Raw genomic sequence first — 24,487 nt, forward strand, 5'->3', positions numbered from 1 at the left:
TTGAGGCTCGGTAAATAAAAAAGGCTGCCCAAGGGCAGCCTTTCTGGATAGCTGGACGATCAATCCCAGCTCAGAGCACCACCAGTCTGATACTCAATAACCCGAGTCTCAAAGAAGTTCTTCTCCTTCTTCAAGTCCATGATCTCGCTCATCCAAGGGAACGGGTTGGTAGTCCCCGGATACTCTTCCTTCAGACCAATCTGGGTCAGTCGACGGTTGGCAATGAACTTGAGGTAATCCTCCATCATCGCCGCGTTCATGCCCAGCACGCCGCGTGGCATGGTGTCACGGGCGTATTCGATCTCCAGCTGGGTACCCTGCAGAATCATCTGGGTAGCCTCTTCCTTCATCGCGGCATCCCACAGGTGCGGGTTCTCGATCTTGATCTGGTTGATCACGTCGATGCCGAAGTTCAGGTGCATGGACTCGTCGCGCAGGATGTACTGGAACTGCTCGGCGACGCCGGTCATCTTGTTGCGGCGGCCCATCGACAGGATCTGGGTGAAGCCGCAGTAGAAGAAGATGCCTTCCAGGACGCAGTAGTAGGCGATCAGGTTGCGCAGCAGCTCTTTGTCGGTTTCGACGGTGCCGGTGTTGAACTCCGGGTCCGAGATGGCGCGGGTGTACTTCAGGCCCCAGGCGGCTTTTTTCGCGACCGATGGTATCTCGTGGTACATGTTGAAGATCTCGCCTTCATCCATGCCCAGCGACTCGATGCAGTACTGGTAGGCGTGGGTGTGGATCGCCTCTTCGAAGGCCTGGCGCAGGATGTACTGGCGGCACTCCGGGTTGGTGATCAGGCGGTATACGGCCAGGGCCAGGTTGTTGGCCACCAGGGAGTCGGCGGTGGAGAAGAAGCCGAGGTTGCGCATCACGATGCGGCGCTCGTCTTCGGTCAGGCCGTCCATGCTCTTCCACAGGGCGATGTCGGCGGTCATGTTGACCTCTTGCGGCATCCAGTGGTTGGCGCAGCCGTCGAGGTACTTCTGCCAGGCCCAGTCGTACTTGAACGGTACCAGTTGGTTGAGGTCGGCGCGGCAGTTGATCATGCGCTTTTCATCGACCGCGACGCGGGCCGAGGAGCCTTCCAGCTCGGCCAGGCCTTCCGCGATGTCCAGGGCGTCCAGCGCAGCCTTGGCGCGCTTGACGGCGTCGGAGTCGGCGGCGGTGGCGGCGCGGGCTTCCAGGGCGGCGGCACCGCCGGCGCTGTCGAGCTTGTCGAGGGTGGCGGCTGCGGCCTGCGCGGGGGTGTTGCCTTTGGCGGCGACTTCGCCGTCTTCTTTGTCGAATTCGTCCCAGCTCAGCATGGTGAGATCTCCTGCTTGAGGGCCATCAATGAGTATGGCCGGTGGATCTTGGTTGCGGTGCGGTGCACGCAAATCTGGAGTGCCCGGGGGAGGGCTGGCCTCAGCACTTGGGCTGCGGCTTGTTGTGTCTGGCTGTAGGGAGGCGCGAGCTGTGCCGGCCTCTTCGCGGGGCAAGCCCGCTCCTACAGGGTTCTGCGCCGTGGCGCAGAAAAGAGGCTACCCGTGGGTAGCCTCTGCGCAGCCCTTACTGGCAGGCTTCGCAATCCGGCTCGTCGATGGCGCAGGCCTTCGGTACCGGGGCAGGGCCCGCGGCCTGGACCGGGGCGCTGTCGCCGCCGCTCGACACGGCGTTGAGCTTGCCGGTGTTGATGGTCGACTTCTCGGTGCTGGTCGCGGCCAGGGCACGGAGGTAGTAGGTGGTCTTCAGACCACGGTACCAGGCCATGCGGTAGGTCACGTCGAGCTTCTTGCCCGAGGCGCCGGCGATGTACAGGTTCAGCGACTGGGCCTGGTCGATCCACTTCTGGCGACGGGAGGCGGCATCGACGATCCACTTGGTCTCGACTTCGAACGCGGTGGCGTACAGGTCCTTCAGCTCTTGCGGGATACGCTCGATCTGCTGCACCGAACCGTCGTAGTACTTCAGGTCGTTGATCATCACCGAGTCCCACAGGCCGCGGGCTTTCAGGTCGCGGACCAGGTACGGGTTGATCACGGTGAATTCGCCCGACAGGTTCGATTTCACGTACAGGTTCTGGTAGGTCGGCTCGATGGACTGCGACACGCCGGTGATGTTGGCGATGGTCGCGGTCGGCGCGATGGCCATGATGTTCGAGTTACGAATACCTTTCTTGACGCGCTCGCGCACCGGGGCCCAGTCCAGGCTCTCGGTCAGGTCGACGTCGATGTACTTCTGGCCACGGGCCTCGATCAGGATCTGCTGGCTGTCCAGCGGCAGGATGCCCTTGGACCACAGCGAACCCTGGAAGGTCTCGTAGGCGCCGCGCTCGTCGGCCAGGTCGCAGGAAGCCTGGATTGCGTAGTAGCTGACCGCTTCCATCGACTTGTCGGCGAACTCGACGGCAGCGTCCGAACCGTACGGGATGTGCTGCAGGTACAGCGCGTCCTGGAAGCCCATGATCCCCAGGCCGACAGGGCGGTGCTTGAAGTTCGAGTTGCGCGCTTGCGGCACCGAGTAGTAGTTGATGTCGATCACGTTGTCGAGCATGCGCACGGCGGTGTTCACGGTGCGTTGCAGCTTGGCGGTGTCCAGCTTGCCATCGACGATGTGGTTCGGCAGGTTGATCGAGCCCAGGTTGCAGACCGCGATCTCGTCCTTGTTGGTGTTCAGGGTGATCTCGGTGCACAGGTTCGAGCTGTGGACCACGCCCACGTGCTGCTGCGGGCTGCGCAGGTTGCACGGGTCCTTGAAGGTCAGCCATGGGTGGCCGGTCTCGAACAGCATCGACAGCATCTTGCGCCACAGGTCTTTGGCCTGGATGGTCTTGAACACCTTGATCTTGTTGTACTCGGTCAGGGCTTCGTAATACTCGTAGCGCTCTTCGAAGGCCTTGCCGGTCAGGTCGTGCAGATCAGGCACTTCCGACGGCGAGAACAGGGTCCACTTGCCGTCATCGAAGACGCGCTTCATGAACAGGTCAGGGATCCAGTTGGCGGTGTTCATGTCGTGGGTACGACGACGGTCATCACCGGTGTTCTTGCGCAGCTCGATGAATTCTTCGATGTCGAGATGCCAGGTTTCCAGGTAGGCACACACGGCGCCCTTGCGCTTGCCACCCTGGTTCACGGCAACGGCGGTGTCGTTGACCACTTTCAGGAACGGCACGACGCCTTGCGACTTGCCGTTGGTGCCCTTGATGTACGAGCCCAGCGCACGTACCGGGGTCCAGTCGTTGCCCAGGCCACCGGCGAATTTCGACAGCATGGCGTTGTCGTGGATCGCGTGGTAGATGCCCGACAGGTCGTCCGGCACGGTGGTCAGGTAGCAGCTGGACAGCTGCGGACGCAGGGTACCGGCGTTGAACAGGGTCGGGGTCGAGGCCATGTAGTCGAAGGACGACAACAGGTTGTAGAACTCGATCGCACGGGCTTCCTTGTCTTTCTCTTCCAGCGCCAGGCCCATGGCCACACGCATGAAGAACACCTGCGGCAGCTCGAAGCGCACGCCATCCTTGTGGATGAAGTAGCGGTCGTACAGGGTCTGCAGGCCCAGGTAGGTGAACTGCTGGTCACGCTCGTGGTTGATCGCCTTGCCCATGCGCTCCAGGTCGTAGCCTTTCAGCGCCGGGTCGAGCAGTTCGAACTCGACGCCTTTCTCGACGTAGGCCGGCAGGGCCTTGGCGTACAGGTCGGCCATCTCGTGGTGGGTGGCGCTGTCGGCCACGCCCAGGAAGCCGAGGCCTTCGGCGCGCAGGGTGTCCATCAGCAGGCGGGCGGTGACGAACGAGTAGTTCGGCTCGCGCTCGACCAGGGTACGGGCGGTCATCACCAGGGCGGTGTTGACGTCTTTCAGGGCCACGCCGTCGTACAGGTTCTTCAGGGTTTCGCGCTGGATCAGCTCGCCATCGACTTCGGCCAGGCCTTCGCAGGCTTCGCTGATGATGGTGTTCAGGCGGGCCATGTCCAGAGGCGCCAGGCTGCCGTCGGCCAGGGTGATGCGGATGCTCGGGTGCGGCTCGACCACGGCGTCGCTGTTGGCGCGGGTGGCGCGCTCTTTGGCACGCTGGTCGCGGTAGATCACGTAGTCGCGGGCGACTTTCTGCTCGCCGGCGCGCATCAGGGCCAGTTCGACCTGGTCCTGGATTTCTTCGATGTGGATGGTGCCACCCGATGGCATGCGACGCTTGAACGTGGCGGTGACCTGCTCGGTCAGGCGCGCGACGGTGTCGTGGATGCGCGACGAGGCGGCGGCGGTGCCGCCTTCAACTGCGAGGAACGCCTTGGTGATGGCAACGGTGATCTTGTCGTCGGTGTAGGGGACGACAGTGCCGTTGCGCTTGATCACGCGCAGTTGGCCAGGCGCGGTGGCTGCCAGATCCTGATTGGAATCGGCGGCCTGCGGCGCTTTGCCCTGCGGGTTCTCGCGAGTTGTGTCGGTTTGCATGGGTGGGTGTCTCCACAGTTTCTAGTTTGTTCAGGCGCCTTGTTGGGGCGCCCACCGTTCCGTCCACTTGCTCGATGGCCCGGGCGGGGAGGCGTCATGCACGCGCATACGCCCGCTCGGGCTTACCGACTTCGGGACAGACTCAGGAATAAGGGGCAATAACCTGCCGCTCCCTGGCCGAAGTCAAAGGTTCTGGGCGTACCCAAAATCTGTTGCTGATGAGTGGCGAGGCCCTGCCTGCAACACTCATACCCGAACAAGGCCATCTGCGGCTTGCCTCGGTCGCCCTCCGCAGGAGCGGTTTGGCTGTTGGAATCACGTTAAGTTCAGTCGGTAAATTCGCTTGAATTTGCCAGGCGACTTGTGTTTGTGATTTTGCGCGAAACCCAATATCTAGTGGTTCGCTGCGACAGGGATACAAGATAATGCGGTCTTGGGGGCTTTGCAAGGTGAGCGTCTGTGGATAACTTGTGGGTACTTTGTGAGTGATCCGTGGGTATTCGCTGTAGGCCTTGTCCCAAGAGGTTTGCACTATTTTTTGGCTGTGCTACGTCGCCGCGCAGATTTTTTCGGGCGCGAACCCTATCACAAAAAACGGTTCAGTTATGGGACGTTCTGGGGTGGTTGGCAGGGGTGGGGGCGGGACGTAGTATCCGGGGCTGATGTTGCGCTTTGGTGAAGGTGGATTTTCGCTGGAATCAAAGGGTTGTACTGGCTTGCCCCGCGATGAGGCCGCTACAGCCAACAGCAAGGCCCGACAAAAACAGAAGAAGGGTAAGGCCATGGACCAGCCAATCAACCGCATCCTCATCGTCGAGGACGACCAGCGCCTCGCCGAGCTCACCGCCGAGTACCTCCAGGCCAATGGCTTCGAGGTGGCGGTGGAGGGCGACGGCGGCCGTGCCGCCCGGCGTATCATCGACAGCCAGCCGGACCTGGTGATCCTCGACCTGATGCTGCCCGGCGAGGATGGCCTGAGCATCTGCCGCCGGGTGCGCGGCCAGTACGCCGGCCCCATCCTCATGCTCACCGCCCGCAGCGACGAACTGGACCAGATCCAGGGCCTGGACCTGGGCGCCGACGACTATGTCTGCAAGCCGGTGCGCCCGCGCGTGCTGCTGGCGCGCATCAACGCCCTGCTGCGCCGCAGCGAGGCCCCGGAGCGACGACAGGAGCTGACGTTCGGCCCGCTGCATATAGACAGCCGCCAGCGCGAGGCGCGTCTGAGCGGCCAACTGATCGAGCTGACCGGCGCCGAGTTCGACCTGCTCTGGCTGCTCGCCAGCAACGCCGGGCGGGTGCTGTCCCGCGAGGAGATCTTCACCTCGCTGCGCGGCGTCGGCTACGACGGCCAGGACCGCTCCATCGATGTGCGCATTTCCAAGATCCGCCCCAAGATCGGCGACGACCCGATCACCCCGCGGCTGATCAAGACCCTGCGCAGCAAGGGCTACCTGTTCGTCGGCGAGGCGCCATGAACTCGATCTTCCTGCGCATCTATGGCGGCATGCTCGCGGTGCTGGTACTGGTAGCCGTGCTCGGCGTGCTGAGCCTGCACCTGGTCAACGAGATCCGTGCTGGCCAGCACCGCGAGCGTCTGGCCCAGGGCACCTTCAGCCTGATGGCCGACAACCTGGCGCAGCAGAACGCAGTGGAGCGCACCCGTTCGCTGGTGATCTGGGAGCGCCTGCTCGGCGTGCCGCTGGACCTGCAGCCGCTGTCGGCGTTCACCCTCGACGGTGGGCAGCGGGCGCGGCTGTACCGCGACCTGGTGGTGGTGGAGAAGACCGGCCCGCATGCCGCCCGGGTGTTGCGCCGGGTTGGTCACGAGGACCTGCTGCTGGTGGCCGAGGTCAAGCAGATCAGCGAGCAGTTGGCCCGCGCCACGCTTTACCTGTTGGCCGACGAACTGGTGCGCTATCCGGTGACCGAGCAGCAGGCGCGCCTGGCGCAGCTGCGCCAGAGCAAGGGCTTCGGCTTCGACATCGCCCTGCAGCGTATCGAGCGCGCCGCCCTGGACGACGACCAGCGCCGCCGGGTGGAGGAGGGCGACACGGTGATGGCCCTGGGCCGGGACGGAGATTCGATCCGCGTGTTCTCGGGGCTGTCCGGCTCGCCCTGGGTGCTGGAGATCGGCCCGCTGTACCAGCTCAACCCCTATCCGCCGCAGTTGCTGATCCTGATCGCCTTCCTCGGCCTGTGTCTGATCGGGCTGGTGGTTTACCTGCTGGTGCGTCAGCTGGAGCGGCGCGTGTCGGGCCTGGAGGTGGCGGCCACGCGCATCGCCCAGGGCAGCCTCGACACCCGCGTGCCGGCCGGGGATGCCGACTCAGTAGGGCGTCTGGCCGAGGCCTTCAACGGCATGGCCGAACACCTGCAACGTTCCTTGACCATGCAGCGCGAGCTGGTGCGGGCGGTGTCCCACGAATTGCGCACGCCGGTGGCGCGGCTGCGCTTCGGCCTGGAGATGATCGAGAGCGCCGGCAGTGACGAGGCCCGGGCCAAGCACCTGGCGGGCATGGACGGCGATATCCAGGACCTGGACAAGCTGGTCGACGAGATGCTGACTTACGCCCGCCTGGAGCAGGGCGCGCCGGCCCTGCATTTCCAGGTGGTGGACCTGGACGAGCTGCTGGCGCGGGTGATCGAGGAGCTGGCGCCGCTGCGGGCCGAAGTGCGGGTGGTACGCGGAGTGTGCCACGGGCTCGACGGTAGCGACGCCCGCGTCGAGGCCGAACCGCGCTACCTGCACCGGGCCTTGCAGAACCTGGTGCGCAATGCCATGCGCCATGCCGAATCGCAAGTGCGCCTGAGCTATCAGATCGGCCAGCAGCGTTGCCGCATTGATGTGGAGGATGACGGCCCCGGGATTCCCGAAGGGGTGTGGCACCGCATCTTCACCCCGTTCACCCGCCTCGACGATAGCCGTACCCGGGCTTCGGGCGGGCATGGGCTGGGGCTGTCGATCGTGCGGCGGATCATCTACTGGCACGGCGGCCGTGCCCTGGTCGGGCACAGCGAGCAGCTGGGCGGAGCGTGTTTCAGCCTGAGCTGGCCGCGTGAGCAGCCGCGCGACTAGACGCTGATCAGGCTGAGCAGATGGCCGTCCTGCAGGCGGAACTGGCCATCGAACTCGACCCCGTGGTGCCACTCGGCCGACAGGTCGGTGAGCAGGCGCAGGCGGGCATGCCCGTCGGCGGACCAGGCCAGCAGTTCGGCGTGTTCGAAATAGAAGCGCTGTTTGGTGAGCGGGTAGAGGGTCTTGAACAGACTTTCCTTGAGCGAGAAGGTCAGGGTCACGGCCAGCGCCTGCTGGCTGCGGTCCAAACGCTCCAGTTCGGCGGGGGTGAGGATTTCCCCGGCCAGGCGTTCGGCGCGCTCTTCGCTGAGCAGGGTTTCCTGGTCCAGGCCCAGGCCACGACAGTGGCCGTCGGCGGCGACAACCGCGGCGGCCCAGCCTTGGCCGTGGGTGATCGAGCCACGGATGTCGGCGGGCCAGATCGGTGAGCGGTCCTCGTGGGTGGCCGGTACATAATCGCGGCCATCCAGGCGTTGCAGTGCCTCGCGGGCGCAGACCCGACCGGCCAGGTACTCGGCCTGGCGCTTGGCCACCGAGCGTTGCAGGCTGGCGGTCTGCTCGATGCCGGCGCGCTGGAAGTCGTCGGCGGCCAGGCGGGCCGGGTCGAAGGCGCAGCTGACCAGCACCGCGCCGGGGACCGGGCGGGGCAGGGGCCAGTGGTGCTGGAGCGGGGCGCAGCAGGTGGGGAGTCTGTTCATGGTCGGTATTGTGCCAGTCGCGATAGCTGGCGCAAATCACCGGGACGTCATCGCGGGGCAAGCCCGCTCCCACGAATGGCGTTGTTTTCCGGCGTGGGAGCGGGCTTGCCCCGCGATGGGCCCTTCAGTCAAACGCGCTCTTCAAGAACGCCTGCATATCCTTCCAAGAGCTCTCGTCAGCCGCCTTGTCATAGCCGATATCCGGTCCGCCATGCTCGCCATGGCTCAACCGATCCGCATCCGGGTTGGTAAACCCATGCTTGGCCCCTGGAATCCCGACGAACTTGTAGTCGGCCTTGGCCGCATCCATCTCTGCCTTGAACGCCGCCACCTGCTCCGGGGTGACCATGCTGTCGGCCTCGCCGTGCTCCACCAGGATCTTCGCCCGGATCACCCCGGGCTTGGCCGGCGTCTGGGTCACCAGCGCGCCATGGAAGCTCACCACGCCATCGAGCTTCTCGCCCCGGCGCGCCGCATCCAGCACCACCTTGCCGCCAAAGCAGTAACCGATGGCCGCCAATTGGTGCTTGTTGGTGTTGGGCTGGATCTTCAATAGCTCAAGCCCGGCGTCGAAGCGCCGGGCAGCGGCTTTCGGATCCTTCATCGCCGCCGCCATGAACGCCTGGGCGTCGGCCGGGTGCTCGGTGTTCTTGCCGTCGCCATACATATCGATGGCCAGGGCGTTGTAGCCCAGCGCCGCGAGGTCGCGGGCGCGGCGTTTGGCGTAGTCGTTCAGCCCCCACCATTCGTGCACCACCACCACGCCCGGGCGCTTGCCCTCGAGGGCGTCGTCGTAGGCGTAGTAGCCGATCAGGCGGTTGCCGTCGGCATCCTGGTAGGGAATCTCGCGGGTCTGCACCGCCGCCTGGGCAAGGCTGGCGCTGCACAACAAGGCCAGGGCAAGCAGGGTACGCATGGTCGAGCTCCTTGTTCGGTTCGTTCAGCCAAGGTTCAGGCCGGGTTCAGCAGGGGTTCAGGGCGCCCTCCCTACTCTAGCCCCCAGACAGCAACAACGCATCCAACCCGGAGTAACTGAACCATGAAAACCCTCAACACCCTGATTGCCGCCATGGCGGTTTGCGCAGCCGGCCTCACCAGCGTTGCCCAGGCCGATGACAACTTCGCCAGCCTGACCTACGGTCAGACCAGTGACAAAGTGCGCAAGTCCGGCCTGCTGCAACGCAACACCGACGGCCTGAACGCCGACGGCATCATCGGCAAGGACAGCACCTGGGGCGCGCGCCTGGGCAAGATCAACGACCAGGGCCGCTACTACGTGACCTACGACAACGTCTCGGGCGACCACAGCGGCGTCAAGCTGCGCCAGGAGAACCTGCTGGGCAGCTACGACCTGTTCCTGCCGGTGGGCGATACCACCAAGCTGTTCGGCGGCGGCAGCCTGGGCATGACCAAGCTGACCCAGGATTCGCCGGGCGCCCGCCGCGACACCGACTACGGTTACGCCGTCGGCCTGCAGGCCGGTGTGATCCAGGAAGTGACCGACAACACCTCGGTGGAGCTGGGCTACCGTTACCTGCGCAGCAACGCCGCCACCGAGATCGGCGCCCACGGCGGGCCGAAGGACGGTACCCTGCGCCTGACCAGCAGCGCGCAGACCTACCTGGCGGCTACCTACAAGTTCTGAGGTCGCTGTTATCCTGTGCAGGCCTTTTCGCGGGTAAACCCGCGAAAAGGCCTGCACAGGGCATTCCCATAGAAGGAGATCCGCATGAAATTGCTGGTGGTCGAGGACGAGGCGCTGCTGCGTCATCACCTGTTCACCCGCCTGGGCGAAGGCGGTCACGTGGTGCAGGCGGTGGCCAACGCGGAGGAAGCCTTGTACCAGGCCGAGCAGTACAACCACGACCTGGCGGTGATCGACCTGGGCCTGCCGGGCATGAGCGGGCTGGACCTGATCCGCCAACTGCGCAGCCTCGGCCAGACCTTCCCGATCCTCATCCTCACCGCCCGCGGCAACTGGCAGGACAAGGTCGAAGGCCTGGCCGCCGGCGCCGACGACTATGTGGTCAAACCGTTCCAGTTCGAAGAGCTGGAAGCCCGCCTGAACGCCTTGCTGCGCCGCTCCAGCGGCTTCACCCAGTCGACCATTGCCGCCGGGCCCTTGGTGCTCGACCTCAACCGCAAGCAGGCGACCCTGGACGAGCAGCCCTTGGCGCTGACCGCCTACGAATACCGCATCCTCGAGTACCTCATGCGCCATCACCAGCAGGTGGTGGCCAAGGACCGGCTGATGGAGCAGCTGTACCCGGACGACGAGGAGCGCGACCCGAACGTCATCGAGGTGCTGGTCGGCCGCCTGCGCCGCAAACTCGAGGGCGACAACGGCTTCAAGCCGATCGACACCGTGCGTGGCCTGGGCTACCTGTTCACTGAGCGCTGCCGATGATTCGTTCGCTGCGGGTGCGCCTGATGCTGGCGGCGGCCTTGCTGGCGCTGCTGTTCATGCTGGCGCTGCTGCCGGCATTGCAGAAGGCCTTCAGCCTGGCGTTGCAGGAATCGATCGAGCAGCGCCTGGCCTCGGACGTGACCACCCTGATCTCGGCCGCGCGCATCGAGCGCGGCCAGTTGCAGATGCCGGCACTGCTGCCTGACGAGCGCTACAACCTGCCCTACACCGGCCTGCTCGGCTATATCTTCGACCGCCAGGGCACGCTGGTGTGGCAGTCGCGGGCCACCCGCAACCGCAATATCAACTACCACCCCCGCTATGACGGGCGCGGCAACGAGTTCGCCCGCATTCACCAGGACGACGGCGACGAATTCTTCGTCTATGACGTCGAGGTCAAGCTGCTCGGCGGCAAGAGCGCGGCGTTCAGCATCGTCGCCCTGCAGCCGGTACGCGAATACCAGGACACCCTCAATGGCCTGCGCGAGAAACTCTATCTGGGCTTCGGCGCGGCGCTGCTGGCGCTGATGGTGCTGCTCTGGGCTGGCCTGACCTGGGGCCTGCGTTCATTGCGCCGGCTCAGCTCCGAGCTGGACGATGTGGAGAGCGGAGCGCGGGATGGCCTCAGCCGCGAGCACCCACGCGAGCTGCTGCGCCTGACCGGTTCGCTCAACCGCCTGCTGCGCAGCGAGCGCGAGCAGCGCCAGCGCTACCGCGACTCGCTCGACGACCTGGCCCACAGCCTCAAGACCCCGCTGGCGGTGCTGCAGGGCGTTGGCGAGAGCATGGAGCAGGGCGACCGCGAACAGGCGCGGGTGTTGCAAAGCCAGATCGAGCGCATGAGCCAGCAGATCGACTACCAGTTGCAGCGCGCCAGTCTGCGCAAGAGCGGCCTGGTGAAGTACCAGGTCGAGCTCAAACCATTGCTCGACAGCCTGTGCAGCACTTTGGCCAAGGTCTATCGCGACAAGCGCGTCGAGGTCAGTCTCGACATCCCGGCCCTGGCGCGGGTACCGATGGAGCAGGGCGCCTTGCTTGAGCTCTTGGGTAACTTGCTGGAAAACGCCTACCGGTTGTGCCTGGGGCAGGTGCGGGTGAGCCTGCGTCAGTCGCCGGGGCTGCTGGAGCTGTGCGTCGAGGACGACGGGCCGGGCGTGCCACCGGATCAACGCGAGCGGATTCTCGAGCGCGGCGAGCGGCTGGACCGCCAGCACCCGGGGCAGGGGATCGGGCTGGCGGTGGTCAAGGACATCATCGACAGCTATGACGCCGAGCTGAGTCTGGGCGATTCGGCGTTGGGCGGGGCTGCGTTCCGCATCGCTTTCCGGCTCGATTGATTCTGCCTTTCCAGTGCAGGGGGCGGTGCGTGGGAGCGGGCTAGCCCCGCGATACCGGTGAAGCCGGTGCCATCCGGCGCGGTCCTGATCGCGGGGCAAGCCCGCTCCCACCGGGAAGTCCCACTGGATAACTCCGAGGCGGATTCCCGCCAACCTACCCTGTACGATTTCCGCCATCGGGCGGAAATCCGCCATTTCCTACCGGCTTTTGCGCCCCGTCCCGGGGCATTCACACCCTGTAATCATTGGCTGTGCACCTCAAGCGGGCACTTTGGCATCGCCCTTGCTATTCAGCTGGCAGAGGCCTGCCCAGGCACTCGCCCACAACGACAAATCCCTCCGGGTACAGGAGGGTTCGCGATTCAGGTGCCCCGACATCCTGGGAAGGATGCGCCGGCCCACTTGAGGAAAAACTAGCCATGACGACTCGTCAGCCGCTGTACAAATCGCTGTATGTCCAGGTGATCGTCGCCATCACCATCGGTATTCTGCTCGGCCACTACTACCCGGAAACCGGTGTAGCCCTCAAACCCTTGGGTGACGGCTTCGTCAAGCTGATCAAGATGGTCATTGCCCCGATCATCTTCTGCACCGTGGTCAGTGGCATCGCCGGCATGCAGAGCATGAAGTCGGTCGGCAAGACCGGCGGTTACGCGCTGCTGTACTTCGAGATCGTCTCCACCATCGCCCTGATCATCGGCCTGGTCGTGGTCAACGTGGTCCAGCCGGGCGCCGGCATGCACGTCGACGTCAGCACCCTGAACGCCAGCAGCGTGGCCGCCTACGCCGCCGCCGGCGCGCAGCAGACCACCGTGGGCTTCCTGCTCAACGTCATCCCCAACACCGTGGTCGGCGCCTTCGCCAACGGCGACATCCTGCAAGTGCTGATGTTCTCGGTGCTGTTCGGCTTCGCCCTGCACCGCCTGGGCAGCTACGGCAAGCCTGTGCTCGACCTGATCGATCGCTTTGCCCATGTGATGTTCAACATCATCAACATGATCATGAAGCTGGCCCCGATCGGCGCCTTCGGTGCCATGGCCTTCACCATCGGCCAATACGGCGTGGGCTCGCTGGTGCAGCTGGGCTACCTGATGGCCTGCTTCTACATCACCTGCGTGCTGTTCATCCTGGTGGTGCTGGGCGGTATCTGCCGCGCCCACGGTTTCAGCGTGATCAAGCTGATCCGCTACATCCGTGAAGAACTGCTGATCGTGCTGGGCACCTCGTCGTCCGAATCGGCCCTGCCGCGCATGCTGGCCAAGATGGAGCGCCTGGGCGCGAAGAAATCCGTGGTTGGCCTGGTGATCCCGACCGGCTATTCGTTCAACCTGGACGGCACCTCGATCTACCTGACCATGGCTGCGGTGTTCATCGCCCAGGCCACCGACACCACCATGGACATCACCCACCAGATCACCCTGCTGCTGGTGCTGCTGGTGGCCTCCAAAGGTGCCGCGGGCGTCACCGGTTCCGGCTTCATCGTGCTGGCCGCGACCCTGTCGGCCGTCGGCCACCTGCCGGTGGCGGGCCTGGCGCTGATCCTGGGTATCGACCGCTTCATGTCCGAGGCCCGCGCCCTGACCAACCTGATCGGCAACGCCGTGGCCACCGTGGTCGTGGCCAAGTGGGTCAAGGAGCTGGACACCGACACCCTGCAGGCGGAACTGGCGTCCGGTGGCTCGCCCCTGGTCGACACCCGTCCGACCGACGACCTGGGCGTGGCCGAAGGTCCGGCGCGTTGATCGACGTGTGAAATGCAAAAAGGCGACCTTCGGGTCGCTTTTTTGTGCCAACTGGCAGAATGCCCGGGATAGTACGCCTACCCCTGTGGGGGCGTTCGGCCCGGCATCTACTCGACCCGGGTCTCGCCGCTGTACACCAGGATCCCCCGACACCGCCGGCACAGGTACCTGCGCCCCTGGCGCACCAGCTTGTGCCGCTGGGCGGTGAACGGAAAGTCGCTCTCCGGGCACGGACAGCGGTAGATGTAGCGCGTCGCCACCCGCCGCTGCACTTCATAGTTGTGGCAACGGTTCGGCGGCAGCTCGTACACCCCGCGCATGATCAACTGCCACTCCTCGCCATGGGCCTGGATGCGGTCACCGAACAGCTGGTGGGCCACCAGATGGGCGACCTCGTGGGCCACGGTCTGGCGCAGGAAGTCTTCCTGGTTCTCGCGGTACAGCTGCAGGTTGAAGCGAAGCAGGTTCTCGTGCAGGTGGGCGACACCGGCTTTCTGGCCGCGCAGCTTGAAACTGACCTGCGGGCGCGGAAAAGGGCGTTTGAAGAAGGTTTCGGCTTGCTGGTAACAGGTTTCGACGCGTTGTCTGAGCAGCTCGGGCATGGCGGGATGGTTCTCCTGACCGGGCATTATGCCGCAGGCACGGGCCGGTTGCCGAGCCGCCGGTCAGGCATATGAAACGAAGCCGCCTTGCGGCGGCCTCGGGTGATGCCCCAGTGCTGGTTGGATCTGATAGGTATGCGTCAGTTGGTGTAGACGGGCCCCACGCCCAGTCCCCAGATGATCACGGTCGCGGCCATGATCGCCACCAGTACCACCAGGCCCACCGCCAGCACCGAGCTGGAGAACAGGAAGCCTTCATCCGACGGTATGTTCATGAACGTCGGCAAGCCGACATACAACAGGTACACGGTGTAGCAGATGGCCGCCGTGCCGATCAGCATGCCCAGCCACAAGTGCGGGTACAGCGCCGCGAGTCCGCCGATGAACAGCGGGGTGGCGGTGTAGGTGGCGAAGGCGATGCACTGCGCCATGCTCGGGTTGGCGTCGTAGGTGCGCGCCATCCAGTGGATGAAGGCGCCCATCACCGCGACCCCGGCGAGCATCGCCAGGTACGACATGATGCTCATCCACAGCGCGCTTTCCATGGTCAGCATCACCGCCGGCCGTTCGCCGATCACCCAGCCGACCTGGGTGGTGCCGATGAACGCCGAGACGGCGGGGATCGCCGCCAGGATCAGGGTATGCGTCAGGTACATGTGGCTGATGCTTTCTTCCTCGCCACGGATCTCCCGCCACTCCTGGTCAGGGTGGGTGAACAGCCCAACAACGTGATGAATCATACGGGTCACTCCTATCGTCGTTGCCAAACGCCCCCCGGATGGAGCGCCTATGGCCCGAGGCCAGGACACCAAGTGCTGCGCCAATGTGGCCTTATGTCGCAGTATAGGAAGCCGTTCCCCGCATAAAACCGCGTTTTTAGAGCAAATCGCGCTGTCAGGCGCGGTGCTGATTCCCTTGAAGTCTTTATCGGATTCACCTACTGCACCGTGCGGTTTGTGCGTAAAATAGCCGGCTTTTGTCACACCTCGCGGATCCAAGCGCTATGGGCACCCTCTCGGTCAACCAGAACAAACTGCAAAAACGCCTGCGTCGTCTCGCCGGCGAAGCCATCACCGACTACAACATGATCGAGGATGGCGACAAGGTCATGGTCTGCCTGTCCGGCGGCAAGGACAGCTACACCATGCTCGACGTTCTGTTGCACCTGCAGAAGGTGGCGCCGATCAAGTTCGACATCGTTGCGGTGAACATGGACCAGAAGCAGCCGGGCTTTCCCGAGCACGTGCTGCCGGCCTACCTCAAGGAACTGGGCGTCGAGTACCACATCGTCGAGAAGGATACCTACTCGGTGGTCAAGGAGCTGGTGCCCGAGGGCAAAACCACCTGCTCGCTGTGCTCGCGCCTGCGTCGCGGCACCCTGTACACCTTCGCCGACGAGATCGGCGCGACCAAGATGGCCCTGGGTCACCACCGCGACGACATCGTCGAGACCTTCTTCCTCAACATGTTCTTCAACGGCGCGCTCAAGGGCATGCCGCCGAAGCTGCGCGCCGACGACGGCCGCAACGTGGTGATCCGCCCGCTGGCCTACTGCAGCGAGAAGGACATCCAGGCCTATTCGGACATGAAGGAATTCCCGATCATCCCATGCAACCTGTGCGGCTCGCAGGAAAACCTGCAGCGCCAGGTGGTCAAGGACATGCTGGTGGAGTGGGAGCGCAAGCACCCGGGCCGTACCGAGAGCATCTTCCGCGCCTTGCAGAACGTTGCGCCGTCGCAGCTGGCCGACCGCAACCTGTTCGACTTCACCAGCCTGAAGATCGACGAAAGCGCCACCCCGCGTTTCCTCGACGTGCTGAACATTTGAGCCCATGCGCGACTATCAGTGGTTGCATGAGTACTGCCTGAACCGCTTCGGTTCGGCCCAGGCGCTGGAAGCCTTCCTGCCGCAGCCGCGCACGCCCGCGCAGTTGCGCGACATCCCTGACGACCGCTACCTGTCGACCCTGGCCCTGCGCGTATTCCGCGCCGGGCTCAAGCACAGCCTGGTGGACGCCAAGTGGCCGGCGTTCGAGCAGGTGTTCTTCGGTTTCGATCCGGAAAAGGTGGTGCTGATGGGCGCCGAGCACCTGGAGCGGTTGATGCACGACGAGCGCATCATCCGCCACCTGGGCAAGCTCAAGAGCGTGCCGCGCAATGCGCAGATGGTGCTGGATGTGGTCAAGGAGAAGGGCAGTTTCGGCGCGTTCATCGCCGACTGGCCAGCGACCGATATCGTCGGGCTGTGGAAGTACCTGGCCAAGCATGGCAACCAGCTGGGCGGGCTGTCGGCGCCGCGGTTCCTGCGGATGGTCGGCAAGGATACCTTCATTCCCACCGAGGATATGGCGGCGGCGCTGATCGCGCAGAAGATCATCGACAAGCCGCCGACCAGTCAGCGTGACCTGGCGCTGGTGCAGCAGGCGTTCAACCAGTGGCATGCCGAGAGCGGGCGGCCGTTGTGCCAGTTGTCGGTGATGCTGGCGCATACCGTCAACCACTGAGATCGCTGGGGCTGCAAAGCAGCCCCGGAATCAGCTTCCTTCGCCGGCCATGCGCCGCTCGAACTGAAACTTCCAGCGCACATACAGTAGCCCGGCCACGAACAACCCCAGGCTCACCAGCACCTCGACCCAGCCGAACAGCGCCCGCGCCGGATCGAACGCCGCCAGCACGCCCTTGATGAAGTAGATGTTCACCACGAAGCAGGTCCAGGCATGTGCCCGGGCGCTGCCCATCAGCATGCCCGGCAGCAGCAGCAGCAGGGGGATCAGCTCGATGGCCATGATCACCTCGACCCGCGCCCCGTGCAGGTCGGCGAACCACAGGTTGTTCACCACCAGCAGGGCGATCAGGCCGAAGAAGCAGGCCAGGCTCAGGGCGCGGGTCAAGCGCACCCGTGGGGCCAGCCAGTCCAGTGGCGGCAAGACCTTGGGCTTTCTAGCCACGTTCGCCACCCAGGGCCTTGGCCGTCTTCGCCAGGCGCTGTCCGAGCGCGCGGCACAGGGCGATCTCGTGTTGGTCCAGCTCGCGCTTGCCGTCGGCGCCGGCATGGTGGCTGGCGCCGTACGGCGTGCCGCCGCCACGGGTCTCCAGCAGCGCCGATTCGCTGTAGGGCAGGCCTGTGACCAGCATGCCGTGGTGCATCAGCGGCAGCAGCATCGACAGCAGGGTGGTCTCCTGACCGCCATGCAGGCTGGCGGTGGAGGTGAACACCGCCGCCGGCTTGCCCACCAGCTCGCCACCCAGCCACAGGCTGCTGGTGCCGTCGAGGAAGTACTTGAGCGGCGCGGCCATGTTGCCGAAGCGGGTCGGGCTGCCCATGGCCAGGCCCGCGCAGTGGCGCAGGTCGTCGAGGGTGGCGTACAGCGCGCCGCTGGCGGGGATGTCCGGGGCCACGGCTTCGCACTCGGTGGAGATCGCCGGCACGGTGCGCAGGCGCGCCTCCAGGCCGGCCATCTCGACGCCGCGGGCAATATGCCGGGCCATTTCGCTGGTCGAGCCGTGGCGGCTGTAGTACAGCACCAGGATGTAGGGTTCGCTCACGGCAGGATCTCCAGGACCTTCTCCGGTGGGCGGCCGACCACGGCCTTGTCACCGGCCACCAGGATCGGCCGCTCGATCAGCTTGGGATGCTCGACCATCGCCTTGATCAGTTGGTCGTCGCTCAGGGCTGGGTTGGCCAGCTCCAGGGCCTTGTATTCGTCTTCGCCGGTGCGCAGCAGCTGGCGCGCGTTGATGCCCAGCTTGCCAAGCAGCTGTTCGAGGGTGGCGGCGTCTGGCGGGGTTTCGAGGTAGCGCACGACGTTCGGCGTCAGGCCGCGTGCCTCGAGCAGTTCCAGGGCGCCGCGGGATTTCGAGCAGCGCGGGTTATGATAGAGGGTCAGATCGGTCATGACGGGTCGCATCCAGCTGGGTGTGGCGGCTATTCTAACCGCAGCGACCGACTTCAATGCTTGAAAACTTCGAGAAGGATTGACCCATGGCAAGGCGTTTGGCAGCTGCACTGGCCATCACCGCGAGCCTGTTGCTCGGCGGCTGCGGTGCGGACTACGGCGTGGACCAGCACGGCAACACGGTAAAGGCCGAACAAATCGACGGGCACTGGCTGGTGCTCAACTACTGGGCCGAATGGTGCGGCCCGTGCCGCACGGAAATCCCTGAACTCAATGCCGCTGCCAAGCAGTGGGAGGCCCAGGGCATTCGCGTGGTGGGGGTGAACTTCGATGGGCTGCAAGGGCCGGACCTGAAAGCCGCCGCCGATACCTTGGGCATCGGTTTCACCGTGCTGGCCCAGGACCCGGCCGAGCGTTACGAGCTGCCGCGCAGCGAGGCGCTGCCGGTGACCTACATCATCGACGACAAGGGCAAGGTGCGTGAGCAACTGATGGGCGAGCAGACGCTCGAAGGGCTGCAGGCGAAGATCAGGGCTTTGAAAGGCGGCGCCTGATCGATCTTGGGGCTGCTTCGCAGCCCTTTCGCGACACAAGGCCGCTCCCACAGGAGAATGCGCTGCCCTGTGGGAGCGGCCTTGTGTCGCGAAAGGGCCGCGCAGCGGCCCCAGGTAGCTCAACCTTCCTCAGGCCAGAACCGCAGTGGCTTGCCTTCAACCGGCCAGAAACGGATCTGCTCGATCGGCGACACATCCCAGCGCTGCACCGTTTCCAGCGCCTGCAGGAAGCGTTTTTCCTGCTCCATCAGCGCCGGCGCGCACAGCTTGCGGGTCTTGCCAACCTTGCCGAAACTGATGCGCTCGCCCTCCAGCGTGTAGGGCGCGAACCAGTGGTTGCAGCCGCCGTTGCCGTAGGCGCGACCATCGTTGGCCAGGGTCAGCGTCAGGTGGCTGTAGTCGATCAGCGGGCGCTCACCAATCCACTCCAGCACGTAGCTCTGCTCCTGCTGCAGCTTCGAGGGTTGTGCGGCGCAGCCTATCAGGCCGCAGGCGATCAGCGCGCCGGTCAGCAGCTGTTTCACTCAACCACGCTCCCGGCACTGTGGGCACAGGTGCTTGTCGCCCTTGCTCGCCCAGCCCAGTTCCTGGATGCGCGCGCTGGCGGCCGGGGCCTGGCCCTTCTTGCCTAGCTTGGCGTCGTTGGCGAACTCGAAGTCCAGCACCGCGTCGCAGCTGTCGCACTTGACCTGCCAGTTGAGGATCTCAAGCTCGTTGAACGCCGGGCCCTGGGCCACGGCGACCCACTGGCCGTGCGGGTTGATCAGGTGGCGCACGGTCTCGACGGTCAGTCGCATGGACAGGTCCTTGCTGCCCTTGAGGGTGACCAGCAGGACGTCGCCTTTTTGGATCGAGCCGCCGTTGCCGGTGACCTGGTAGCGGCCCGGCACCAGTGCGCGGCACTCGATCAGGGTGTGTTGCGGGTTGAAAAGGGTGTAGCGGAAATCGTGTTCGACCATGGGTCCTCCAAAATTGCCGCGTATCCTAGCATCAACCGTTTACAAGATTGTGCGGATTGCCTGCCGCCCAGCGGTTGATGTTGTCCAGGGTGGTCGCGGCGATGGCGTCCAGGGCCTCGCGGGTAAGGAAGGCCTGGTGGGCGGTGACGATCACGTTGGGGAAGGTCAGCAGGCGTGCCAGCACGTCGTCCTGCAGCGGCAGGTCGGAGCGGTCCTCGAAGAACAGCTGTGCCTCCTCTTCATACACATCCAGCCCCAAGTAGCCGAGCTGGCCGCTCTTGAGCGCGTCGATCAGCGCCGGGGTATCGACCAGCGCGCCGCGGCCGGTGTTGATCAGCATGGCGCCGGGCTGCAGCTGGGCCAGGCTCCGGGCGTTGATCAGGTGGCGGGTGTGCTCGGTCAGCGGGCAGTGCAGGCTGATGATGCGTGCCTGGCGCAGCAGCTCGGGCAGCTCAAGGTAGCGCGCGCCGAGGGCGACCAGCTCGGGGTTGGGATAAGGGTCGTAGGCCAGCAACTGGCAGCCGAAGCCGGCCATGATGCGGGCGAAGGCGGCGCCGATCTGGCCGGTGCCGACCACGCCGACGGTCTTGCCGTGCAGGTCGAAGCCGGTCAGTCCGTGGAGGGTGAAATCGCCCTCGCGAGTGCGGTTGTAGGCCCGGTGCAAACGGCGGTTGAGGGCCAGGATCAGGGCCACGGCGTGCTCGGCGACGGCGTGGGGCGAATAGGCCGGGACGCGGACCACGGTCAGGCCAAGGCGCTGTGCCGCAGCCAGGTCGACATGGTTGAAGCCGGCCGAGCGCAGGGCGATCAGGCGCGTGCCGCCGGCGGCCAGGCGTTCCAGCACCGGGGCGTCGAGCTCGTCGTTGATGAAGGCGCAGACCACCTCGAAACCCTGGGCCAGCGGCGCGGTGTCCAGAGTCAGGCGGGCGGGCTGGTAGTGCAGCTCCAGGGGCCCCGCGCTGGCGGCGCGGGTGAAGCTTTCCTGATCGTAGTGCTGGCTGCTGAACAACAGAGCGCGCATGGTTGGGGTCCTGTCTGAAATGCCACCAGTCTAGCCAAATGGTTGGCCTGGGCGTTGACCTGTGTCGCCTACGCGCTCTGGCGCGCCTGTTCGGCCAAGCGGTTGATGGCCTGGTCCAGTTCGTCCAAGGCCTGCAATGCCTGGGGGCTATCCTGCTTGAGCAAGGTCTCGCTGCGCTGGCAGGCCGCCCGCAACTGCGGCACGCCGCAATAGCGCGAGGCACCGTTTAGCCGGTGCACGCGCTCGATCATCGCTGTGCGGTCGGCGGCTTTGCGCGCGGCCCGGATGGCTTCGCGGTCGGATTCCAGCGAGGCCAGCAGCATGGCCAGCATGTCCGCCGCCAAGTCCGCCTTGCCGGCAGCCAGACGCAGGCCTTCCTCCGGGTCGAGCACCTTCAGCTCGCTGCTGTCGGCCAGGCGTTCGCTGGCGCGTTCCGGTGGCGGCGCGCCCAGGCTCAGGCCCGTCCACTTCATCACCACCTGGGCCAGCTGGCGCTCGCTGATCGGCTTGGTCAGGTAGTCGTCCATGCCGCTGTGCAGCAGGGCGCGCTTTTCGTTGGCCATGGCGTGGGCGGTGAGGGCCACGATCGGCAGGGGCGGGCCGCTCTGGCTGCTTTCCCACTGGCGGATCTGCTCGGTGCAGGCGCGGCCATCCATGCCGGGCATCTGCACATCCATCAGCACCAGGTCGAACGGTTCGTCCTGCACGGCCTGTACCGCGCCTTAGCCATTGTCCACCGCCAGCACCTCGGCGCCCATGCCTTCGAGCAGGGTCTGCACCAGCAGCAGGTTGGCCGGGTTGTCGTCGACGCAGAGGATTTTCGGCATGCGCTGGCCCGTGTGGTTGCGCTGCTCGCACACCGGGCGGCGCGGTTGCACCAGTTCTAGCAGCAGGCGGCGCAGCTTGCGGGTGCAGGTCGGCTTGGCCAGCAATTGGCCGTGGGCGTTGGGCAGGTAGGGGTGGTAGAGCGGCTGTTCGGTGGTCGGGCAGAGCACCACGCACTGGCAGCCTAGGCGCTCAAGCTGCTGGTGGTAATGGCCCAGCTGTTCCGGCGACAGGCTGCCCAGGTTGACCCCGAGCACGGCGAACTCGAAGGGTTGTCCGGCCTGGCTGGCGGCCTGCGCGCCTTGCAGCAGTTGGTCGCAGGACGCGAACACGCTGACCGCCAGGCCGCAGTCCTCCAGTTGGTGTTCCAGCGCCTGTCGTGCCAAGTCGTGGCTGTCGACGATGGCCACGCGGCGGCCGAGCAGGGCCTGGGCGGGCTGCTCCTCGGCGTCGTCGTGAGCCTTGGGCAGGTTGAGGCTGATCCAGAACTGCGAGCCTTCGCCGGGCGTGCTGTCGACACCGATCTCGCCACCCATCTGCTCGATCAGGCGCTTGGAGATCACCAGCCCCAGGCCGGTACCGCCGGGCTGGCGCGACAACGAGTTGTCGGCCTGGCTGAAGGCCTGGAACAGGGTGCGCACATCCTGGGGCGAGAGGCCGATGCCGGTGTCCTGAACGCTAATGCGCAGTTGCACGCTGTCTTCCTGCTCGTCCTCAAGCATGGCGCGTACGACGATGGTGCCTTCGCGGGTAAACTTGATGGCGTTACTCACCAGGTTGGTGAGGATCTGCTTGAGCCGCAGCGGGTCGCCCACCAGCGACAGCGGCGTGTCGCGGTAGACCAGGCTGAGCAGCTCCAGCTGCTTGGCGTGGGCGGCCGGGGCAAGGATGGTCAGGGTGTCCTGAATCAGGTCGCGCAGGTTCAGCGGGATGCTATCGAGCACCAGCTTGCCGGCCTCGATCTTGGAGAAGTCGAGGATCTCGTTGATGATCCCCAGCAGGTTGTCGGCGGACTTCTCGATGGTGCCGAGGTAGTCAAGCTGGCGCGGGGTCAGCTCGCTCTTCTGCAACAGGTGGGTGAAGCCGAGGATGCCGTTGAGCGGGGTACGGATCTCATGGCTCATGTTGGCGAGGAACTCGGACTTGATCCGGCTGGCCTCCAGGGCCTCCTTGCGCGCCATGTCCAGCTCGATGTTCTGGATCTCGATGGTCTCCAGATTCTGGCGCACGTCCTCGGTGGCTTGGTCGATGCTGTGCTGCAGTTCTTCGTGGGCGCTGTGCAGGGTCTCGGCCATGCGGTTGATGCCGGCGGCCAGCTCGTCGAGTTCATGGCTGCCCATGGCCGGCAGGCGTTCGTCCAGGTGCCCGTCCTTGAGCTGGTTGACCGCGTGCTTGATGCGGTTGATCGGGTTGTTGATGGTACGGCTCATGCGCAGGGCCAGCAGCGCGGTCAGGCTCAGGCAGGCGAGGATCAGCAGCAGGCTGGTGAACAGGTTGCGGTAGCCGCGCAGCAAGGTGCCGTCGTGGGACAGTTCGATCTCCACCCAGCCGAGCAGGCGCTCGGCCTCGGCGGGAACGGCGTCGGTGGCCAGGTCGCGGTGATGGCCGAACACCGGCATCAGGTAGCGGGTGGCGTCGTTGCCGGTGCGTTGCAGCAGTTGCGTGCCGGTGCCGCCGCTGGGCGGCTGGTTGAGCATGCTCGGACCTGCGTGGGCCAGGCGCGTGCGGTCGGCGGCGAGGAACGCCACGGCGCGCACATCGGCCTGCTCCAACGCCTGGGTGGCGATACGCTCCAGTTGCGCCGGGGCCTGGCGGGCGAGGGCCGGTGCCGCCAGGGGTGCCAGTTGCTCGGCGATCATCTTGCCGCGCTGCAGCAGTTGCGTACGCAGGTCGTTCTGTTGCAGCCAGGTGAAGTAACTGCCCAGCACCAGGGCCATCAGGCTGGCGGGCAGCAAGGCCAGCAGCAGGACGCGGCTGCGGATTCCCAAACGGTCGAGCACACCTGTCTCCTGTCATGTGCTGTTAAAGGCGCAGTTCGCGCATCAGCGGGAACGTTACTCTGCGCTGAGGGGGAATGCACAGGATTTGTAATGGTTTTTGCTTTTCTCAGATGGCAGTGCCGGTGCGACCGCTCTGACCTCGCGCCAGTCGGGCGACGGTTGCCTTGTTCGGACCGCTTGTCCAATAATCGCGCAATTGAGAATTGATGGCAGTTGCCAATGCATCCTGAAGCTATTCGCGCGACCAACATCCTCGCCATCGAGGACGACCCCGTGCTGGGCGCCTACCTGCACGACGAGCTGCAGCGCGGCGGCTTCCAGGTGACCTGGTGCCGCGATGCCCTCGAAGGCCTGGAGGCGGCGGGCCGGCAGGTGTTCGACTTGGTGCTGATGGACATCCTGCTGCCCGGCCTCAACGGCCTGGACGCCCTGGTCAGCCTGCGTCGGTGCAGCGCCACGCCGGTGATCCTGATGTCGGCGCTGGGCGCCGAGGCCGACCGCATCAGCGGCTTCGAGCGCGGCGCGGACGACTACCTGCCCAAGCCGTTCAGCTTTGCCGAGCTGCGCGTGCGAATCGAGGCGATCCTGCGTCGGGTGGCCTTCGAGCGACGCGCTCGGGCGCCGCGGGAGGCGGACACCGGGCAGCTGCATTTCGACGAGCAGACCACCGATGTCAGCTTCGCCGGAGCCCGTGCCGGTCTGACTCCCAGTGAATACCGCCTGCTCGACACCCTGCACCGCAGCCAGGATGAGGTGCTGAGCAAGCCCTTCCTCTACCAGCACGTCCTGCAGCGCGGTTACTCGCGGCATGACCGCAGCCTGGACATGCACGTCAGCCAGATCCGCCGCAAGCTCAAGGCCATCGGCTACCACGAGCGGCAGGTGCGTACCGTGTGGGGCAAAGGCTATGTGTTCGGCGTGGGCGAGGCCGACTGA

General features: G+C 65.2%; 22 protein-coding genes and 1 pseudogene. 10 read left to right on the forward strand and 13 right to left on the reverse strand.

Annotated elements, in window-relative coordinates; translation table 11 throughout:
* Nucleotides 1–59 precede the first annotated feature (59 nt).
* Both K5H97_RS06630 and K5H97_RS06635 read right to left on the reverse strand, forming a co-directional pair.
* Nucleotides 60–1,307, reverse strand: a complete 1,248-nt coding sequence (locus K5H97_RS06630; protein WP_028690940.1) for a ribonucleotide-diphosphate reductase subunit beta — start codon at nt 1,305–1,307, stop codon at nt 60–62.
* Between the two features lie 244 nt (nt 1,308–1,551).
* A complete protein-coding gene (locus tag K5H97_RS06635; RefSeq protein WP_028690939.1) occupies nt 1,552–4,431 on the reverse strand; it encodes a ribonucleoside-diphosphate reductase subunit alpha in 2,880 nt (959 codons plus the stop codon).
* Between the two features lie 782 nt (nt 4,432–5,213).
* Between K5H97_RS06635 and K5H97_RS06640 the strand changes: the two genes are divergently transcribed.
* Complete coding sequence (locus K5H97_RS06640) at nt 5,214–5,909, forward strand: response regulator (protein ID WP_028690938.1); 696 nt, start codon at nt 5,214–5,216, stop codon at nt 5,907–5,909.
* Nucleotides 5,906–7,510, forward strand: a complete 1,605-nt coding sequence (locus tag K5H97_RS06645) for an ATP-binding protein (protein ID WP_028690937.1) — start codon at nt 5,906–5,908, stop codon at nt 7,508–7,510. Before K5H97_RS06640 ends, K5H97_RS06645 begins: the two co-directional genes overlap by 4 nt.
* Here the strand turns inward: K5H97_RS06645 and K5H97_RS06650 are convergent.
* Nucleotides 7,507–8,208 carry a 4'-phosphopantetheinyl transferase family protein gene (locus tag K5H97_RS06650; RefSeq protein ID WP_028690936.1) on the reverse strand — a complete coding sequence of 234 codons (702 nt, stop codon included), beginning with the start codon at nt 8,206–8,208 and terminating at the stop codon, nt 7,507–7,509. The two genes, K5H97_RS06645 and K5H97_RS06650, sit on opposite strands and share 4 nt — an antisense overlap.
* Nucleotides 8,209–8,332: 124 nt before the next feature.
* Nucleotides 8,333–9,124, reverse strand: coding sequence for a dienelactone hydrolase family protein (locus tag K5H97_RS06655; protein WP_028690935.1), 792 nt, complete (start codon nt 9,122–9,124; stop codon nt 8,333–8,335).
* A 123-nt stretch (nt 9,125–9,247) separates the two neighbouring features.
* On the opposite strand from K5H97_RS06655, the gene K5H97_RS06660 reads away from it, so the two are divergent.
* The 4 genes from K5H97_RS06660 (at nt 9,248) to K5H97_RS06675 (ending at nt 13,694) form a co-directional block, all read left to right on the forward strand.
* On the forward strand, nt 9,248–9,853 hold the full coding sequence (locus K5H97_RS06660) for an outer membrane protein (protein WP_028690934.1): 606 nt from the start codon (nt 9,248–9,250) through the stop codon (nt 9,851–9,853).
* A gap of 84 nt (nt 9,854–9,937) precedes the next feature.
* Nucleotides 9,938–10,615: a response regulator gene (locus K5H97_RS06665; RefSeq protein WP_028690933.1), complete on the forward strand. Its 678-nt coding sequence runs from the start codon at nt 9,938–9,940 to the stop codon at nt 10,613–10,615.
* Nucleotides 10,612–11,952 (forward strand): ATP-binding protein, encoded by a 1,341-nt coding sequence (locus tag K5H97_RS06670; RefSeq protein ID WP_028690932.1) that lies wholly within the window; start codon nt 10,612–10,614, stop codon nt 11,950–11,952. Before K5H97_RS06665 ends, K5H97_RS06670 begins: the two co-directional genes overlap by 4 nt.
* Nucleotides 11,953–12,371: 419 nt before the next feature.
* Entirely contained in the window at nt 12,372–13,694 is a 1,323-nt protein-coding gene (locus tag K5H97_RS06675; protein WP_028690931.1) for a dicarboxylate/amino acid:cation symporter, read from the forward strand.
* Nucleotides 13,695–13,801: 107 nt separating this feature from the next.
* Here the strand turns inward: K5H97_RS06675 and K5H97_RS06680 are convergent, their stop codons facing one another.
* Entirely contained in the window at nt 13,802–14,296 is a 495-nt protein-coding gene (locus tag K5H97_RS06680) for a SprT family zinc-dependent metalloprotease (protein WP_028690930.1), read from the reverse strand.
* A gap of 140 nt (nt 14,297–14,436) precedes the next feature.
* Nucleotides 14,437–15,036 carry a Yip1 family protein gene (locus K5H97_RS06685; RefSeq protein WP_028690929.1) on the reverse strand — a complete coding sequence of 200 codons (600 nt, stop codon included), beginning with the start codon at nt 15,034–15,036 and terminating at the stop codon, nt 14,437–14,439.
* 263 nt (nt 15,037–15,299) lie between these two features.
* Here K5H97_RS06685 and ttcA point away from each other — a divergent pair, with 263 nt between their 5' ends.
* Together ttcA and K5H97_RS06695 are read left to right on the forward strand one after the other, a co-directional pair.
* The gene (ttcA, locus tag K5H97_RS06690) at nt 15,300–16,124 is read left to right on the forward strand and encodes a tRNA 2-thiocytidine(32) synthetase TtcA (protein ID WP_011532643.1); all 825 of its coding nucleotides are present in this window, start codon (nt 15,300–15,302) and stop codon (nt 16,122–16,124) included.
* Between the two features lie 4 nt (nt 16,125–16,128).
* On the forward strand, nt 16,129–16,800 hold the full coding sequence (locus K5H97_RS06695) for a DNA-3-methyladenine glycosylase I (RefSeq protein ID WP_028690928.1): 672 nt from the start codon (nt 16,129–16,131) through the stop codon (nt 16,798–16,800).
* A 30-nt stretch (nt 16,801–16,830) separates the two neighbouring features.
* On the opposite strand, the gene K5H97_RS06700 is transcribed toward K5H97_RS06695, so the two are convergent.
* From K5H97_RS06700 to arsC, 3 genes are read right to left on the reverse strand one after another with little or no spacing between them, the layout of a single operon-like run.
* Nucleotides 16,831–17,244 carry a DUF2069 domain-containing protein gene (locus tag K5H97_RS06700; protein WP_028690927.1) on the reverse strand — a complete coding sequence of 138 codons (414 nt, stop codon included), beginning with the start codon at nt 17,242–17,244 and terminating at the stop codon, nt 16,831–16,833.
* Entirely contained in the window at nt 17,237–17,842 is a 606-nt protein-coding gene (wrbA, locus tag K5H97_RS06705; protein WP_028690926.1) for an NAD(P)H:quinone oxidoreductase, read from the reverse strand. The genes K5H97_RS06700 and wrbA overlap by 8 nt, the downstream gene beginning before the upstream one ends.
* Entirely contained in the window at nt 17,839–18,192 is a 354-nt protein-coding gene (arsC, locus tag K5H97_RS06710; protein WP_028690925.1) for an arsenate reductase (glutaredoxin), read from the reverse strand. Before arsC ends, wrbA begins: the two co-directional genes overlap by 4 nt.
* A gap of 86 nt (nt 18,193–18,278) precedes the next feature.
* On the opposite strand from arsC, the gene K5H97_RS06715 reads away from it, so the two are divergent.
* Nucleotides 18,279–18,746 (forward strand): TlpA disulfide reductase family protein, encoded by a 468-nt coding sequence (locus K5H97_RS06715; RefSeq protein WP_028690924.1) that lies wholly within the window; start codon nt 18,279–18,281, stop codon nt 18,744–18,746.
* A gap of 119 nt (nt 18,747–18,865) precedes the next feature.
* Here the strand turns inward: K5H97_RS06715 and K5H97_RS06720 are convergent, their stop codons facing one another.
* The 4 genes and pseudogenes from K5H97_RS06720 to K5H97_RS06735 form a co-directional block, all read right to left on the reverse strand.
* Nucleotides 18,866–19,270, reverse strand: coding sequence for an META domain-containing protein (locus K5H97_RS06720; protein WP_028690923.1), 405 nt, complete (start codon nt 19,268–19,270; stop codon nt 18,866–18,868).
* Nucleotides 19,271–19,705: a hypothetical protein gene (locus K5H97_RS06725; RefSeq protein WP_028690922.1), complete on the reverse strand. Its 435-nt coding sequence runs from the start codon at nt 19,703–19,705 to the stop codon at nt 19,271–19,273.
* A 31-nt stretch (nt 19,706–19,736) separates the two neighbouring features.
* Nucleotides 19,737–20,726: a 2-hydroxyacid dehydrogenase gene (locus K5H97_RS06730; RefSeq protein WP_028690921.1), complete on the reverse strand. Its 990-nt coding sequence runs from the start codon at nt 20,724–20,726 to the stop codon at nt 19,737–19,739.
* Nucleotides 20,727–20,794: 68 nt separating this feature from the next.
* Nucleotides 20,795–23,551, reverse strand: a pseudogene (locus K5H97_RS06735) (response regulator).
* Nucleotides 23,552–23,770: 219 nt separating this feature from the next.
* On the opposite strand from K5H97_RS06735, the gene K5H97_RS06740 reads away from it, so the two are divergent.
* Nucleotides 23,771–24,487, forward strand: coding sequence for a response regulator transcription factor (locus tag K5H97_RS06740; RefSeq protein ID WP_028690920.1), 717 nt, complete (start codon nt 23,771–23,773; stop codon nt 24,485–24,487).

The organism is Pseudomonas mosselii, assembly GCF_019823065.1.
GTDB lineage: Bacteria > Pseudomonadota > Gammaproteobacteria > Pseudomonadales > Pseudomonadaceae > Aquipseudomonas > Aquipseudomonas mosselii.

Excerpts from the sequence above, each read along its gene's own strand:
- K5H97_RS06630 (WP_028690940.1), bottom strand. The coding sequence starts at position 1,307 with ATGCTGAGCTGGGACGAATTCGACAAAGAAGACGGCGAAGTCGCCGCC.
- K5H97_RS06635 (WP_028690939.1), bottom strand. The coding sequence starts at position 4,431 with ATGCAAACCGACACAACTCGCGAGAACCCGCAGGGCAAAGCGCCGCAG.
- K5H97_RS06640 (WP_028690938.1), top strand. The coding sequence starts at position 5,214 with ATGGACCAGCCAATCAACCGCATCCTCATCGTCGAGGACGACCAGCGC.
- K5H97_RS06645 (WP_028690937.1), top strand. The coding sequence starts at position 5,906 with ATGAACTCGATCTTCCTGCGCATCTATGGCGGCATGCTCGCGGTGCTG.
- K5H97_RS06650 (WP_028690936.1), bottom strand. The coding sequence starts at position 8,208 with ATGAACAGACTCCCCACCTGCTGCGCCCCGCTCCAGCACCACTGGCCC.
- K5H97_RS06655 (WP_028690935.1), bottom strand. The coding sequence starts at position 9,124 with ATGCGTACCCTGCTTGCCCTGGCCTTGTTGTGCAGCGCCAGCCTTGCC.
- K5H97_RS06660 (WP_028690934.1), top strand. The coding sequence starts at position 9,248 with ATGAAAACCCTCAACACCCTGATTGCCGCCATGGCGGTTTGCGCAGCC.
- K5H97_RS06665 (WP_028690933.1), top strand. The coding sequence starts at position 9,938 with ATGAAATTGCTGGTGGTCGAGGACGAGGCGCTGCTGCGTCATCACCTG.
- K5H97_RS06670 (WP_028690932.1), top strand. The coding sequence starts at position 10,612 with ATGATTCGTTCGCTGCGGGTGCGCCTGATGCTGGCGGCGGCCTTGCTG.
- K5H97_RS06675 (WP_028690931.1), top strand. The coding sequence starts at position 12,372 with ATGACGACTCGTCAGCCGCTGTACAAATCGCTGTATGTCCAGGTGATC.
- K5H97_RS06680 (WP_028690930.1), bottom strand. The coding sequence starts at position 14,296 with ATGCCCGAGCTGCTCAGACAACGCGTCGAAACCTGTTACCAGCAAGCC.
- K5H97_RS06685 (WP_028690929.1), bottom strand. The coding sequence starts at position 15,036 with ATGATTCATCACGTTGTTGGGCTGTTCACCCACCCTGACCAGGAGTGG.
- ttcA (WP_011532643.1), top strand. The coding sequence starts at position 15,300 with ATGGGCACCCTCTCGGTCAACCAGAACAAACTGCAAAAACGCCTGCGT.
- K5H97_RS06695 (WP_028690928.1), top strand. The coding sequence starts at position 16,129 with ATGCGCGACTATCAGTGGTTGCATGAGTACTGCCTGAACCGCTTCGGT.
- arsC (WP_028690925.1), bottom strand. The coding sequence starts at position 18,192 with ATGACCGATCTGACCCTCTATCATAACCCGCGCTGCTCGAAATCCCGC.
- K5H97_RS06715 (WP_028690924.1), top strand. The coding sequence starts at position 18,279 with ATGGCAAGGCGTTTGGCAGCTGCACTGGCCATCACCGCGAGCCTGTTG.
- K5H97_RS06725 (WP_028690922.1), bottom strand. The coding sequence starts at position 19,705 with ATGGTCGAACACGATTTCCGCTACACCCTTTTCAACCCGCAACACACC.
- K5H97_RS06730 (WP_028690921.1), bottom strand. The coding sequence starts at position 20,726 with ATGCGCGCTCTGTTGTTCAGCAGCCAGCACTACGATCAGGAAAGCTTC.
- K5H97_RS06740 (WP_028690920.1), top strand. The coding sequence starts at position 23,771 with ATGCATCCTGAAGCTATTCGCGCGACCAACATCCTCGCCATCGAGGAC.